Source organism: Corynebacterium jeikeium, from assembly GCF_000738175.1.
Taxonomy (GTDB): Bacteria; Actinomycetota; Actinomycetes; order Mycobacteriales; family Mycobacteriaceae; genus Corynebacterium; species Corynebacterium jeikeium_C.
Map to the genome: position 1 here is coordinate 55110 of NZ_JFCH01000061.1, position 15245 is coordinate 70354.

At 64.0% G+C, this 15245-nt stretch carries 11 protein-coding genes; 10 read left to right on the forward strand and 1 reads right to left on the reverse strand.

Features of this window, described 5'->3' with window-relative positions; genetic code table 11:
• Position 1: 1 nt before the first annotated feature.
• The 3 genes from rsmI to metG all read left to right on the forward strand — a co-directional run bounded on the left by rsmI (position 2) and on the right by metG (position 4668).
• Positions 2-925, forward strand: coding sequence for a 16S rRNA (cytidine(1402)-2'-O)-methyltransferase (rsmI, locus tag JQ46_RS10595; protein ID WP_034988170.1), 924 nt, complete (start codon positions 2-4; stop codon positions 923-925).
• Positions 926-1095: 170 nt separating this feature from the next.
• Positions 1096-2781: a BCCT family transporter gene (locus JQ46_RS10600; RefSeq protein WP_034988174.1), complete on the forward strand. Its 1686-nt coding sequence runs from the start codon at positions 1096-1098 to the stop codon at positions 2779-2781.
• A gap of 48 nt (positions 2782-2829) precedes the next feature.
• Positions 2830-4668 carry a methionine--tRNA ligase gene (metG, locus tag JQ46_RS10605; RefSeq protein ID WP_034988177.1) on the forward strand — a complete coding sequence of 613 codons (1839 nt, stop codon included), beginning with the start codon at positions 2830-2832 and terminating at the stop codon, positions 4666-4668.
• Positions 4669-4672: 4 nt separating this feature from the next.
• Here the strand turns inward: metG and JQ46_RS10610 are convergent, their stop codons facing one another.
• A complete protein-coding gene (locus tag JQ46_RS10610) occupies positions 4673-5353 on the reverse strand; it encodes an HAD family hydrolase (RefSeq protein ID WP_034988180.1) in 681 nt (226 codons plus the stop codon).
• A gap of 136 nt (positions 5354-5489) precedes the next feature.
• Between JQ46_RS10610 and JQ46_RS10615 the strand changes: the two genes are divergently transcribed.
• The 7 genes from JQ46_RS10615 (at position 5490) to JQ46_RS10645 (ending at position 15057) form a co-directional block, all read left to right on the forward strand.
• The gene (locus JQ46_RS10615; protein ID WP_237744815.1) at positions 5490-6773 is read left to right on the forward strand and encodes an MFS transporter; all 1284 of its coding nucleotides are present in this window, start codon (positions 5490-5492) and stop codon (positions 6771-6773) included.
• A gap of 45 nt (positions 6774-6818) precedes the next feature.
• Positions 6819-7736, forward strand: coding sequence for a TatD family hydrolase (locus JQ46_RS10620; protein WP_034988215.1), 918 nt, complete (start codon positions 6819-6821; stop codon positions 7734-7736).
• Between the two features lie 313 nt (positions 7737-8049).
• On the forward strand, positions 8050-9225 hold the full coding sequence (locus JQ46_RS10625; protein WP_034988183.1) for a resuscitation-promoting factor: 1176 nt from the start codon (positions 8050-8052) through the stop codon (positions 9223-9225).
• A gap of 104 nt (positions 9226-9329) precedes the next feature.
• The gene (gene rsmA, locus JQ46_RS10630) at positions 9330-10280 is read left to right on the forward strand and encodes a 16S rRNA (adenine(1518)-N(6)/adenine(1519)-N(6))-dimethyltransferase RsmA (RefSeq protein WP_034988185.1); all 951 of its coding nucleotides are present in this window, start codon (positions 9330-9332) and stop codon (positions 10278-10280) included.
• A complete protein-coding gene (locus JQ46_RS10635) occupies positions 10277-11362 on the forward strand; it encodes a 4-(cytidine 5'-diphospho)-2-C-methyl-D-erythritol kinase (RefSeq protein ID WP_034988189.1) in 1086 nt (361 codons plus the stop codon). Before rsmA ends, JQ46_RS10635 begins: the two co-directional genes overlap by 4 nt.
• On the forward strand, positions 11355-13217 hold the full coding sequence (locus tag JQ46_RS10640) for an ABC-F family ATP-binding cassette domain-containing protein (protein WP_034988191.1): 1863 nt from the start codon (positions 11355-11357) through the stop codon (positions 13215-13217). The genes JQ46_RS10635 and JQ46_RS10640 overlap by 8 nt, the downstream gene beginning before the upstream one ends.
• The gene (locus JQ46_RS10645) at positions 13204-15057 is read left to right on the forward strand and encodes an alpha/beta hydrolase (protein WP_034988193.1); all 1854 of its coding nucleotides are present in this window, start codon (positions 13204-13206) and stop codon (positions 15055-15057) included. Before JQ46_RS10640 ends, JQ46_RS10645 begins: the two co-directional genes overlap by 14 nt.
• The last annotated feature ends 188 nt before the right edge of the window (positions 15058-15245 follow it).

Genomic DNA, 15245 nt, shown 5'->3' on the forward strand with positions numbered 1-15245 from the left:
TATGAGTGAACCCGTAGAAGCCAAGAATCTCCCCGCAGACGCAGTCGCTGCGCTACTTGCCCGCGCCGCCGAGAATCGACCTCTGCCGCAGGGGGGAATCATCTTGGCGGCCACGCCGCTGGGCAATCCGCTGGATGCTTCGGTGCGGCTGATCGACGCTCTGGCCAGCGCAGACATCGTGGCCGCAGAAGACACTCGCCGCACCCGGGCGCTCGCGGACACGCTGGGAGTGGAGATTTCCGGTCGAATCTACTCCAACTTCGACCACAATGAGGCCGAGCGGGCGGAGTTCTTCGTCGAGCAGGCAGAGCAGGGCCGACGCGTGCTAGTGGTGACAGACGCCGGCATGCCCTCCGTTTCCGATCCCGGGTTCCCGCTGGTCGTCGCTGCCCGTCGTGCTGGAGTGCCGGTGACATGCCTGCCGGGGCCTTCTGCGGTGCCGACCGCTCTGGCACTGTCCGGCCTGGGGGTGGGGCACTTCGCGTTCCTGGGCTTCGCACCACGCAAGGACGGCGCTCGGCGTTCGTTTTTTGGTTCCTTTAGTGACGCCCCCTACGCCGTCTGCTTCTTTGAATCCCCGCACAGGCTGGCCAAGACTCTGCAAGCGGCAGCCGAAGAGCTGGGGGATCACCGACAGGCGGCGGTGTGCCGTGAGCTGACGAAAACCTTCGAAGAGGTGAAGGTCGGCGGACTACGCGAGCTGGCCGAGTGGGCGGAGAGCGGTGTGAAGGGGGAGATCTGCGTGGTGGTGGATGCCGCGGACGAGCAGGCGGAGCCGGACGTGGAATCGTTGGTCGAGTTGGTGGAGCAGAAAGTGGCGGAGGGGGAGCGTCTGAAGGCGGCGGCTGGGGACGTGGCAAAGGCCAAGGGTGTGAGCAAACGTGAGCTTTATGAAGCTGTGCTGCGCGGACGCGAGGAAAACTAGGGTTTTTAAAAGTTTTTAGCTGGGCTGAGAGGCGGGTGGCCTGTGTGGGGATAAGGGCAGGTGAATAGGGGTTTAGCGGAGATCGAAGCCGGGGCTAAAGGCGCCGTCCAGGCGTGGTTGGGGAACCGGTGCGGTTGAAAAGCCCCCACAACACCCCCCAATATTGAGGAATGACTGTATCAAGAGAAGAAGTAGCACCGACTGAGGCTGATCAGGAACAGTCCATCGACTGGGTAGTCACGGGCTGTGCGGCAGCCCTCATCCTGGCTGTAGTGCTGTGGGGCGTATTTGGTGGCGATAGCTTCGCCGCCTTCGCCTCGACGGCGTTGAGCTATGTCGTAGGTGACTGGGGCTGGCTGTACGTCCTCGCCGGCACGGTGTTTGTCGGGTTCATTCTGTTCATTGCGTTCAGTAAGTTCGGGCACATTCGCCTGGGCAAGGATAACGAGCCGCCGGAGTTCAACAGCATCTCCTGGGTGGCCATGATGTTCGCCGCAGGCATGGGTATTGGCCTGATGTTCTACGGTGTGACCGAGCCGTTGACGTACTACCGCGACGGCGTTCCGGGGGCACAGGAGAACGATGTGGCCAGCTCCTTTGCCTCCACGCTGTTCCACTGGGGCCTGCACCCGTGGTCGCTGTACGCCATCGTGGCGCTGGCCATTGCATATGGCACCTTCCGTATGGGGCGCAAGCAGCTTCTGTCCGCGGCGTTTATTCCGTTGATCGGGGAGAAGCGCGCCGAGGGCGCGCTGGGCAAGATCATCGACATTGCCGCCATCTTCGCGACGGTTTTCGGTACCGCAGCTTCCCTGGGCTTGGGTGCAGTGCAGATCCAGTCCGGCCTGGATGCCACGGGGCTGATTTCTAACCCCGGTACTTGGGTGATTGTCGGCACCATCGTGATCCTGGGTCTGTGCTTCCTGGCTTCCGCTGCTTCCGGCGTGGGCAAGGGCATTCAGTACCTGTCCAACACCAACATGGTTCTGGCCGGTCTCCTCGCCCTGTTCGTCCTGATTCTCGGGCCGACCGTGGTGATTCTGAACCTGATTCCGACCTCCTTGGGTAACTACCTGTCCCAGTTCTTCCAGATGGCCGCCCGCACCGCTAACTCCGGCGATGGTGCAGATGAGTGGCTGGGTACCTGGACCATCTTCTACTGGGCATGGTGGGTCTCCTGGTCTCCGTTCGTCGGCATGTTCCTCGCCCGCATTTCCCGCGGCCGTACGATCCGCGAGTTCGTATGCGTGGTCCTGATGGTGCCGACCATGGTGACCATCATCTGGTTCTCCATCTTTGGCGGCGCTGCCGTTAATGCGGAGGAAACCGGCAATTCCATCTGGGGCGATGGCGAGGCGACCAGCCAGCTGTTCAACCTGCTGCAGACCCTGCCGATGGGCCAGGTGGCAAGCATCGTTGCGATGATTCTGCTGGCGACCTTCTTCATTACCTCCGCAGACTCCGCCTCCACCGTCATGGGTTCCATGTCGCAGCGTGGACAGCTGGTCGCCAACCGTGGCGTCACTGTGCTGTGGGGTGCGCTCACCGCGATTATCGCCCTGATGCTGCTGCTTACCGGTGGTGACGAGGCGCTGACCAACCTGCAGAACGTGACGATCATCGCCGCCAGCCCGTTCTTGCTGGTGATTATCGCCTTGATGTTCTCCATCTACAAGGCTCTGTCCAACGACCAGCTGTACCTGGACGAAAAGGCACAGCGGGAATACGCCCTGCGTATGGCTCGCGAGCGTCGTATCAACCAGCAGAATGAAGCTAAGCCCGCTAAGCGCAGCCGTCGTTACGGCGGGAGCGATGTTCCGCAGGCCGTCGCAGACGGCAACGCAGAGCATTCCTAAGTTGGGCTGCTTTCGCGTCGTGGTTGGGGATCACCTAATCTAAGGGTTATGTCGAAACGAGTTCTCACCTCAGTTGCATGGCCCTACGCTAACGGCCCCCGCCACATCGGCCACGTCGCCGGATTCGGCGTGCCTTCGGACGTTTTCGCACGTTATCAGCGAATGGCTGGCAACGAGGTGCTCATGGTTTCGGGCACCGACGAGCACGGCACCCCGTTGCTGGTGCAGGCGGAGAAGGAAGGCACGACCGTCCAGGAACTGGCGGATCGCTACAACCGCATCATCGTCGAGGACCTCGCGGGCCTCGGCCTTTCTTATGACCTGTTCACCCGCACCACCACCCGCAACCACTACGCGGTCGTACAGGAGCTCTTCACCGGCCTGTACAACAACGGCTACATGGTCACTCAGACCACCCGCGGTGCCATCAGCTCTTCCACCGGTCGTACCCTCCCGGATCGCTACATCGAGGGCACTTGCCCGATCTGTGGTGCCAATGACGCCCGCGGCGATCAGTGCGACAACTGCGGAAACCAGCTGGATCCCGAGGACCTGATTGATCCGCGTTCCAAGATCAACGGTGAAACGCCGGAGTTCATCGACACCGAGCACTTCATGCTCGACCTGCCCGCCTTGGCAGAGGCCCTCACCACCTGGCTCAAGGGCCGCACCGACTGGCGCCCGAATGTCTTGAAGTTCTCCCTGAACCTGCTGGAGGACATCCGCCCGCGCGCCATGTCCCGCGACATCGACTGGGGCGTGCCGATCCCCGTCGAGGGCTGGCAGGACAACAACGCCAAGAAGCTCTATGTGTGGTTTGACGCCGTCGTGGGGTACCTCTCTGCGTCCATCGAATGGGCCTGGCGAATCGGCGACCCGGATGCCTGGAGGAAGTGGTGGAACGACCCGGAGGCCCTGTCCTACTACTTCATGGGTAAGGACAACATCACTTTCCACTCCCAGATCTGGCCGGCAGAGCTGCTGGGCTACGGCGGTCAGGGTTCCAAGGGCGGCGAGGCCGGCGAGCTCGCCGACCCGGCGCTGAACCTGCCAACGGAGGTCGTATCCTCCGAGTTCCTGACGATGTCGGGCTCCAAGTTCTCCTCCTCCAAGGGTGTGGTGATCTACGTGCGCGACTTCCTGAAGGAGTTCGGCCCCGACGCTCTGCGTTACTTCATCGCCACCGCTGGGCCGGAGACCACCGATACGGACTTCACCTGGGACGAGTTCGTTCGCCGCATCAACTCCGAGCTAGCCAACGAGTGGGGCAACCTGGTGAACCGCACCGTCTCCATGGCCTACAAGAACTTCGGCGAGGTCCCCACCCCGGGGCCGCTGACCGCGGAGGACGAGGCGCTGCTCGCCGAGTCCGCCAAGGCCTTCGACGTTGTTGGCGACAACATCAACCTCTCCCGCTTCAAGGCCGGCATCACCGAGGCCATGCGCATCGCGGGACGCGCCAATCAGTACATCGCGGCCATGGAGCCGTGGAAGCTGGCGAAGGACGAAGACCAGCGCGAGCGCCTGGCCACTGTGCTGTACACGGCTCTGCAGGTCGTCTCCGACGTAAATACCCTGCTCACCCCGTACCTGCCGTTCTCCGCGCAGAAGATCTTCGAGACCCTCGGTGGCGAAGGCATCTGGGCGGCCCAGCCGGAGGTTATCGAGGTAACGGATGACTCTCCGCGGGAGCCGGTGGGCGTCGGGCTGCCCGAAGAAGGGCGCACCTACCCCGTCATCATGGGCGACTACACCAAGCAAAAGGCCACGTGGGCGCGCCAGGAGATCCAGCCGGGCACTAAGCTCAGCAAGCCCAAGCCGCTGTTCCCGAAGCTCGACCCGGAGCTGGCGGAGACCGGCCCGGAGTGGGCGCCGGTGCAGAAGTAGCGGGCTAGTCCGCGCGGCGCAGGCCGGTGATGGGCGAGAGTACCTCGTGGACGGACTCGACTCCGTGCCAGGGGAAGGCCTCCCAGCCGCGACGCTTGGCGGCATCGAGGTTAGTCTGCCGGTCGTCGAAGTAGATCAGGGAAGCGTACTCGTGGCCGGCGGCCGCCGCAGCCTGCTCAAAGCGGCGGAATGCGCCCTGGTGGGGCTTGGTGAAGCGCAGGTCGGGGGAGAAGCAGGTGACGGCCGCACCACTAGTCCAATCCTGATCCATCACGGCCTCCATGACCGGGCGCGGCGCGTTGCTGAAGATGCCCCATGGCTGGTCGATGGCGTTCAGGTGGTTCAGCAGGTTCAGAACGGAAGTGTTCACGGTGGAGCACAGGCGCGTGTCGGTCTCCAGCAGCTCCGCGATCAGCTCCTCGGTGGGCTGCACGCCGGCGGCGCGGCAGAGGGTGGTGAAGTAGTCGTTCGGCCCCATCGACAGGCTGTAGCTTTCGCGGTAGCGGCCGTAGGCTGCCTCGAAGCTAAACGGGTCGGTGATGATGGTGGGGACACTGGTCTGGCTGCCGTTGTTCGAGCGAGACTGAATGTTGGCGTGGCGGATCATCACGGTGGTGAGCTCGCGCAGAGTGTGGCGACGCTGAACCAGTACGCCGCCCAGGTCGAAGACGATCAAGTGTTCCATGGTGTTGGTGCCTGCCTTTGCAGTCGCAATGTAGCGGGAGGTTGCTGGTCTAGTAGGGTTTGTAGCTAGTGTGCCGCGCCTGCGTGACTAGAAAGTGGCGCTGACGCGAAGCTAAAACGAACCGGGGGTGAACAAAATGACGAGGATGTCCAGTGCGGCCAGCGCGAACCGTCGTGTGCCGTCCGCGGTGGCGATCATCGCCGCGCTCGCGGTGCTGCTGACCAGCTCCAACCTGCGCAGCCCCGTCAGCGCTTTCCCGCCGATCGCCGACGAAGTGCGCACCGGCCTCGGCGCCTCCGGCCTTTTCATCGGACTGGTTGGCATGGCGCCAACGGCCATGTTCGCCGTCGCGGCCGTTCTTTCCAGCCCCTTAGCCAAAGCGCTATCCTTCCGCGCGGTTATTAGCACCGCCATGGTGCTGGCCACCGCCGGGTTCGGCCTGCGCACGGCGGCGCCCAACGAGTTGCTGTTCCTGGCCGGGACGATGATCGGCCTGGTCGGGGTGGGTATCACCAACACCCTGCTGCCTGCTGTTATTAAGGACTACTTCCCGTTCAAGCTCACGGTCATGTCTATCGCCTACATGGCTGTCGGGCAGGTCAGCATGGCTACCGCATCGGTGGTGTCCGTTCCGTTGGCCGAGCTCGGCGGATGGCGCGTGGCGATTGGAGTCTGGGCGATTCCGCCGCTGTTGGCGCTGCTGTGCTGGGGAGTTCTCGTGTTCTCGGTGACTCCGGGAACCGCGGCCCAGCGCGGCAGCGAGATGTTGCGACAGGCGCACCCGCGGAAGCTACTTGGCGTCATAAAGAATCAGAACAGCGAGTCGCGCGGCGCGTATCGGCACATGTGGCGCAACCCCGTGAGCTGGGGGATCGTGGTGATGTTCGCCATGACGTCCTCCATTTCCTACTGCTTTATCACGTGGGCGCCGAAGATCATCGTGGAATCCGGCGGATCGGCGCAGCTCGGCGGCATCATCGGCGGAGTGTTCGCGCTGGTCGGAACTGCCTCGTCGTTTATCGTTCCGTGGATGACCTCCCGCTTTGAGCGCGGCGCGGCATGGGTGACGATCCTGTCGTGCAGCTGCATGTTCGTGGCGCTGCTGATGGTGATCACCGACCCGATGCGCCTGCCGGTGCTGTGGATTTCGTTGGTTTCGCTGGGCTGCTCTACCTTCCCGCTGGGGCTGATGCTGATCGCCACCCGCACCCGCGAACCGAAGGCCGCCGCCGTTTTGTCCTCGGGCGCGCAGGGCATCGGGTACACGGTCGCCTGCGTTGGGCCTTTTGGTTTTGGTGCTCTTTATGACGCCACTGCGTCCTGGACCGCCGGACTGTTGGTTCTTGTGGGGTTCAACTTCGTTTTGCTGGCGGCGGGCCTGGTGGCCAGCCGGAAGGTGTTCGTGGACGATCGCGCGTAGAACCGCCTAGGGAGCACCGCCTAAGGGAGCGCTAGGGTGGTGGGCATGGCAAAAAAGAAGCGTCCGACACCCGTTCCGCCCGAGCCGATCGTCCCGCTGTTCGACTCGCATACCCACCTGTGGTCCACAGTGCTGAAGAATCAGCACCGGCAGGACGTGGTGGGGCCGGACGCAGGGGATAGGACGTTTGGGGAGGAAGATCACCGCCGACTGGTGGGTGAGTTTATGGATCGCGCCTATGCCGTGGGTGTACGCGGCGTGTGCACCGTCGGCGACGGTATCGAAGAGACGGAGAAGGCCTTGCAGGCTGCGGAGTTCCACGACCGCGTGTGGGCGGCCTGCGCCGTGCACCCGACTAAGGCTCAGACGGTGACGGGGGCAGTGCGCGAGCGCTTGCGCGAGATGGCCTTCCATCCGCGCTGCGTGGCCATCGGCGAGACCGGCCTGGATGCTTATTGGATCGGCAAGGATCCAGGAGACGGGGAGGAAACCCCGAGCATCGAGGTACAGGAAGAGGCACTGCGCTTCCACATCGACCTAGCCTGCGAATCTGGCAAGGCCCTGATGATCCACAACCGCGAGGCCGATGCCGACCTGCTGCGGGTGCTCGCCGACGCGCCGCAGCCGGAGAATGTGATCCTGCACTGCTTTTCCTCCCCGCTGGACGTGGCCAAGGAATCGCTGGATCGCGGCTACGTGCTGTCTTTCGCAGGAAACGTGACCTTCAAGCGCAATGAGGAACTGCGCGAGGCGGCGCGCATTGCCCCGGCGGAACAGATTCTGGTGGAGACCGATGCGCCCTACATGACCCCTGAGCCTTTCCGGGGTGCGCGTAACGAGCCAGCCTTTGTTGGCTACACCGCCGCCTGCGTGGCGGAGCAGCGGGGGATGGCGCCGCAGGAACTGGGAGAGCTGGTCACCGCGAACGCTCAACGGCTCTACGGGATCGATCTGGGCGCTTAGTGCACACTGTGGTTTTACCGGTATCTCTGCAGGTGTCTCCGCTAGTGAGGTTCCTGTTTCTGGTGTGACGCCAGGTAACGAAAAGGTATAGAAATTAATGCATGTTGGGGGTTGTGGCTGCTGTTACCGCAGCTGTACCCCCATATTTGTGATTTGCGGAACAATTTGGCCTGGATCTTTGTTTAACAAGGATCGTTATCGTATTGTGACAAAAGTTGAGAAAATCGGCGTTCGGGCGCCCCGTTGCTACGTGCACAGAACGTGGCGAAGTTGAAACCTAAAGGGCGTCAGTAACAAGAGAGGCAACGATCTAGTGTCACCGAAGAAGAAGTCCCACCTGCACCGCATTAACAACACCAGCTCCACCCCGCTGCGCATCGCCACGGGTGGCATGCTCGCGACCCTGGTTGTCGGCGGTGGCGTTGCGGTGGCAGGGCAGAAGTCGGTCACTCTGGACGTCAACGGCGACATCATCCAGGCCAGCACCATGTCCGGCGACGTCGAGGGCGCGCTGAAGTCCGCAGGCGTGGAGATCGACAACCGCGCCATGGTCACCCCGGCGCTGGACGAGGCTATCGGCGACAACTCCAAGATCACTGTCCGCAGCGCCCGCACCGTGGCTCTGACTATCGACGGCAAGCAGGAGAAGATCGATACCACTGCACTGACTGTCGGCTCCCTGCTGGACCAGATCGGCCGCAGCGACGCTGCGAGCGAGCTGTCCCAGGCGCGTAACCAGGAGATCCCGCTCGATGGCATGGAGCTGGAGATCGTTACCCCGAAGAAGTTCACCCTGAACGACGGTGGCAAGGACGGCCGCATGAGCCTGCCTGCCCGCACCGTGGGCGAGATCTTCGAGATGCGTGGCACCCCACTGGGCAAGGATGACAAGGTCACCCCGGCCGCCAACACCCCTCTGAAGGAGGGCATGCACGTCGAGGTCACCCGCATCGCCAACCGCGAGGAGACCAAGGTCGAGGAGATCCCGGCTCCGGAGCGTGTGAAGGAAGACCCGAACATGCCCGAGGGCGAGGAGAAGGTCGTAGAGAAGGGCGCGCCGGGCAAGGCTCGCGTTGTTGCGACCGTCCGCACCGTCAACGGCGAAGAGGTTAGCCGCGAGGAGAAGTCCAGCAAGGAGATCGCCGCTCCAAAGGAGCGCGTAATCATCCGCGGCACCAAGAAGGCTGACAAGGCCGACGACAAGGGCTCCAACACCGGCGCGGCAGCCCCGGCTGTGGCCAACGGCTCCGTCTGGGATCAGCTGGCACAGTGCGAGGCCGGCGGCGACTGGTCCATCAACACCGGCAACGGCTTCTCTGGTGGCCTGCAGTTCACCCCGTCCACCTGGGCTGCTTTCGGTGGCACCGAGTATGCACCGGCTGCCCACATGGCTACCCGCGAGCAGCAGATCGCAGTTGCCGAGCGCGTGCAGGCCGGACAGGGCTGGGGCGCATGGCCTGCCTGCACCTCCAAGATGGGTCTGCGCTAAGCCTTAGGCCATTGCCGAGCACTGCCGAGCATGGCTGTGCATAGTTATGCACAGCAGCGCAGCAACCTCGGTTTTTATCGGGCACCAGCTCGACTATCCTGTGAATGGTGAATGAACGGAAGATTCGGCTGCTGGGGCCCAATGAGATCCGGCAGCTCGCCGAGGAACTGGACCTAAACCCCACTAAGAAGCTGGGGCAGAACTTCGTCCACGACCCCAACACGGTGCGCAAGATCGTCAAGGCCGCCGATGTCACCGCGGACGACAACGTGGTGGAGATCGGCCCTGGCCTGGGCTCTTTGACCCTCGCGCTGTTGGAAACCGGCGCGAGCGTTACCGCCGTGGAGATCGATCCGCGCCTGGCCGCGAAGCTGCCCGCCACCCTGGAAGAACAGGGCGCAGGCGAGGCCGATGCGGCGGTGATCCTCAAGGACGCGATGGCGGTCACGGCGCAGGACTTTGCCGACGCTGGACGCCCCCTTCCCACCGCACTGGTGGCGAATCTTCCCTATAACGTCTCCGTTCCCGTGCTCTTGCATATGCTGGAGGAGTTCCCCAGTATCGACCGCGTTCTGGTCATGGTGCAGCTGGAAGTCGCCGACCGTCTGGCCGCCGCTCCCGGATCCAAGATCTATGGTGTGCCCAGCGTGAAGGCTGGTTTCTATGGCTCCGTCACCCGCGCGGCGACCATCGGCAAGAACGTCTTTTGGCCAGCGCCGAAGATCGACTCCGGCCTGGTGCGCATCGACCGCTACGCCGAAGGGGCGGAGCCGTGGGCCGGCGGGCAGTCGGGCGCCGAACAGTTTGACGCAGACCAGGGTGTTGGACAGCTGGATGCCGAGCAGCTGCGCCGCGAGGTCTTCGCTCTGGCAGACGCCGCCTTCCTGCAGCGCCGCAAGACGCTGCGCGCCGCCCTTTCCGGCCACTTCGGCAGCGGCCAGGCGGCCGAAGATGCGCTGCGAAGCGCGGGGATCGACCCGACCCTTCGCGGTGAGAAGCTCTCGACGGAACAGTTCGTGCAGCTGGCCGTGGCTTCGCTGAGGGGTGCGCAATGACTGTTTCCCACATCTTCGGTCCGCAGGAGCCCCAGTACCGCTCCGTCACAGCTAGTGCGCACGGCAAGGTGAACCTGCATCTCGGCGTGGGGCCGGCCCGGGAGGACGGATACCACGAGCTTGACACGATCTTTCAGGCCGTCTCGCTGAAGGAAGAGGTCACCGTCGCGCTGCGGGATGCACAAGGTGCGCAGGACGCACATGATGCCGAAGCTGTACGAGAGGCCGAAGTTGCGCAGGAGGCCGCTGACGCGGCGCCGTGCACCTGGAGCGTCTCCGGCTTCGACAGCCACCTGGTGCCACAGGATTCCAGCAACCTGGCGTGGAAGGCCGTTGCCGCAATCCAGAAACTGGCACGAGACGCGCACGTCCCCTGGGCCGACGAACCCGTGCACATCTACATCGACAAGGGAATTCCCGTTGCCGGCGGAATGGCCGGGGGATCGGCGGATGCGGCAGCCGCGCTGGTTGCGGCGACAGAGCTGTACTTCCCGGACCCGCGTTCCCCGCGCCGCCCGGACGGCGCACAATTGTCCGGCATCGCAGCCGACCTGGGCGCCGACGTGCCCTTCTGCCTGCTCGGCGGCACGGCCCGCGGCACGGGCAAAGGGGAAAACCTCATGCCCGTCATCGCCACGGGCACCTATCACTGGGCCATCGCCACCGACAAGCGCGGCCTATCCACCCCGGAGGTGTTTAGACAGCTGGACCAGCAGCGCGCCGCTGCCTCGGAGGCCAGCCCCAAGGCCGCGCGAGCTGGAAGCCCTGAGGGGCTGATCGCAGCCCTGCGGACAGGCAACCCGGAAGAAGTGGGAAAGCTGCTGGTTAACGACCTGCAGGCTCCGGCCATCAGCCTGCTGCCCAGCCTGCGCGAGACCCTGAAGGCCGCCGAGGAGGCCGGCGCCATCGCCGCAATCGTCTCCGGCTCCGGGCCCACGGTCGCCATGCTGTGCGCATCCGCTGACGACGCGGTGGAGGTCGCGACAGCCGTTAGCGTGGCCGGGAAAGCCAGCTCCACGATGACGACGAGTTCCCCAGCTGCGGCTGCGGGCGTCATAAAAAGGGAAGAAGTACTTGAGTAACCTCATCAACCTAGAAAAAGTCTCGAAGAGCTATGGGCTCAAGACCCTGCTCGACGACGTGAGCCTCGGAGTAGATAGCAACGACCGCATCGGCGTGGTCGGGCTCAACGGCGGTGGCAAGTCCACCCTGCTGAACATCCTGAGCCGGAAGGACGAGCCGGACTCCGGGCGCGTAAGCCACAACAACGACCTGCGCATGGCAATGGTCACCCAGGACGTGCTGCGCGACGCACCGGAAGACATGACAGTCGCCGGGGCAGTGCTGGAACCGTTAGGTCTGCAGGAATACGAATGGGCCGGCGACCCGAAGGTGCGCAGCGTACTCAACGGGCTGGACATTGCCCGTCTGGGGCTGGATACTCCCGTGCGCTCGCTGTCCGGTGGCGAGCGCCGCAGAACCGGCCTGGCTGCCGCGCTGGTGCAGGATCTGGACCTGCTGATCCTCGACGAGCCGACCAACCACTTGGACGTCGAAGGCGTGCAGTGGCTGGCCGAGCACCTGCTGGGGCGCAACACCGCGCTGGTTGTGGTCACCCACGACCGCTGGTTCCTGGATACCGTCGCCAACCACACCTGGGAGGTGCACGACGGCGCGGTGGACGTCTACGAGGGTGGCTACAACGACTGGACCTTCGCCCGCGCCGAGCGCGCCCGGCAGGCAGATGCGGCCGAACAGCGCCGCCAGAACCTCGCGCGCAAGGAACTGGCGTGGCTGCGCCGCGGGGCACCCGCGCGAACCTCGAAGCCGCGCTACCGCATCGAGGCCGCGGAATCCCTGATCGCCGACGTGCCGCCGATGCGCAACAAGGTGGAGCTGATGAGCTTCTCCGCGCGCCGCCAGGGTAAGAAGGTCATCGAGCTGGAGAACGCACGCATCGCCACCCCGGACGGCCGCGCCCTGGTCGAGGACCTGACCTGGCGCTTAGGCCCCGGCGAGCGCATTGGCCTGGTGGGAGTGAACGGTTCCGGCAAGACGACCCTGCTGCGCACCCTGGCGGGCGAGGCACCGCTGGAACAGGGCCGCCGTATTGAGGGCAAGACCGTGCGTTTGGGCTGGCTGCGACAGGAGCTGGACGACCTGGACCCCACGAAGCGCCTGATTGAGTCTGTCGAGGATATCGCCAGTTACGTGACCTTCGGCGACAAGGAGATCAGCGCCTCCCAGCTGGCCGAGCGGCTGGGCTTCAGCGCGAAGCGCCAGCGTACGCCCATCGGGGACCTGTCGGGTGGCGAGAAGCGCCGCCTGCAGCTGACCCGCGTGCTGATGGCCGAGCCAAACGTGTTGCTGCTGGATGAGCCGACGAACGACCTGGACATCGACACCCTGCAGGAGCTGGAAAGCCTGTTGGACGAATGGCCCGGCACGCTCGTGGTGATTTCCCACGACCGTTACCTGATCGAGCGCATCTGCGATTCCACCTGGGCGCTGTTCGGCGATGGGCGGCTGACGAACCTGCCCGGCGGCATCGAGCAGTACCTGGAGCGCCGCAAGCAGGAGGCCAGCGATGAGGGGCGCAAGAACACTCTGACCTTCGACGCTGCGGATTCTGGTTCTGGTAGCTCCGGCGCCACCGGTTCTGGCGCTACTTCTTCTGGACGCCCCAGCCTCGGCGCCAAGGAAGTCCACACACTCACCAAGGAAATGAGTGCGCTGGAAAGGAAGATGGCCAAGATCGAGCAGAAGATCAATTCCATCCACGAGAAAATGAACGAGGTGGCGGAAAAGGCAGCTACCGGCGAGCCCGTGACTGACGAGCTAGCCGCGCTGGATAAGGATCTGAAGGCCAACCAGGAAGAACACGGCGAGCTGGAGATGCAGTGGCTGGAGATCGGGGAGAAGCTTGAAGATAGCTGATGTCGCCTCCGCCGCAGAGGAGGAAATCACTGGGAAGCTAAGCGCCGCTAGGGATCAGTGGGAGGCCCACGTGGACCCCGGTGGTGTGATCGTCGGTGCGCTGCTGTTCGCGGCTTCGCTCACGCCTTCGCTGCTGCCGCGCGACTGGCTGTTTCAGGGCGTGGTCGCAGGTATCTCCGGCGGCACCGGCTATACCGTTGGTGTGTTCCTCCACTGGTTGTGGGAAGCCTTCCTGCAACGGCGCTTCAACGAGCCCATGGGACGGGGCCGCCGCAAGGCCCTGGGGCTGCTAGAGAAGCTACAGCATAAGCTGGAGCTCAGCGACCGAGGGATGCGGAAGCTGAAGAATGGCCTGGAGATTGGCTTCGTGGCCGTCGTGATCTTGGCACTACTTGTGTGGGTTTCCTTCGCCGTGCGCTGGCAGCGAGAGTTGGCACATTTGATGGACGCGGAGGCTTATACGGCGGCCGAATTCCTGCTTGTGCTGCCCATCGGCATCGGACTGTGGACGCTGATCGTGCTGGTGGGCAAGGGTTTGCTGTGGCTGATCGAAGCCTTGGAAGATGGCCCCGTGGGGCGCCGTTTGGGTGGGGTTACCCGCCCGCTGTTCGCCTGGCTGGCCGTCGGCATGGCCGTGCTTTTCCTGGTGGATACCGTCGTTCCTGGCACGGTTGTCAGAGCCACCGAACGGGTGTTTTCGGTTCGGGACCAGGAGATTCGGGAAGACCTGGTGCAACCCCAGGTGCCGGAGCGCTCCGGTAGCCCGCAGTCGCCCAACAAGTGGGAGGACCTGGGGGCCTTCGGCACTAGGTTCGTCGGCTTGGGGCTGTACAAGGACGAGCTGGAAGATCTGACCGGCCGGCCCAGCAAGGAACCCATCCGTGTGTACGCCAGCCTGGAAAACGGTGCAGAGGATACGGATAAAGCCCGGGCGGAAAGCGTAGTCGAGGAGTTGAAGCGGACGGGCGCGAAGGACCGCGAGGCGTTGCTCGTGGTGCCCGCGACCGGCACCGGGTGGGTGAATCCCACGGCCGCCCAGGCCTTCGAGCTGATGTTCGACGGCGATTCCGCGATCGCCTCGGCCCAGTACTCCTACCTGCCCAGTGGCGTGCAGTTCATCGCCGACCAGCAGCGCGTGGAAGACGCGGGAGAGGCGCTGGTCTCCACGGTCGTGGACTGGTGGCACACTCTGCCGGAGAACGACCGCCCGAAGCTGTATGTCTACGGTGAATCGCTGGGCACCAACGCGGGTGGCGGAGCCTTCTCCGGTGTGCGCGACATCGTCTCTAGCGTGGATGGCCTGCTGTGGGTGGGGCCACCGAACTCAAACAAGCTGTGGCACGACCTGGTGGATCGGCGCGATCCCGGCTCGCCGCAAGTCTCTGCCGAATACGCGGGCGGGCTAAACGTCCGCTTTGCGGAAAACTCCGAGGAGATCTGGCGGTGGCGTCGAGAAGAAGATCTGACTTCCCGCGCGGGGTGGCACAATCCGCGCATCCTGTTTATCCAGCACCCTTCGGATCCGGTGGTGTGGTGGTCGCCGTCGCTGATCGCCAAGGAACCCGATTGGCTGAAGGAACCGGCGGGCTTTGACCGCTCGCCGTCGATGTCCTGGATCCCGTTTGTTACCTTCTGGCAGGTCACCATGGACCTTCCGGTAGCGGCTAACGTGCCAAATGGCCACGGGCACAATTACGGAAATAGTGTGCTGGACGGGATGCTGGCGATGGTCGGCGGGCGGGACTTTAACCCGGAGCGCGCCGAGGAGCTGCGTGAGCAGCTGGACGAGGCGATGGAGTCACAGGGGCCGGAAAAGGAAGTCGGCGTGGACAACGGCTAGGGCCGGAGATAGCTCCGGATGCAGAACCGGGTATGCCGGGGGACCAGCTGGACATCTGCCAACACTCGGGTACGCGGCGTAGGGTGGGGCACCATGATCCTTATCAACGTAAAATAGCCAAAAACCACCCCACGACCAGGCCACTAACCGCCAACAACGCGCAAACCGCCACGCCGATCCCGCACCGA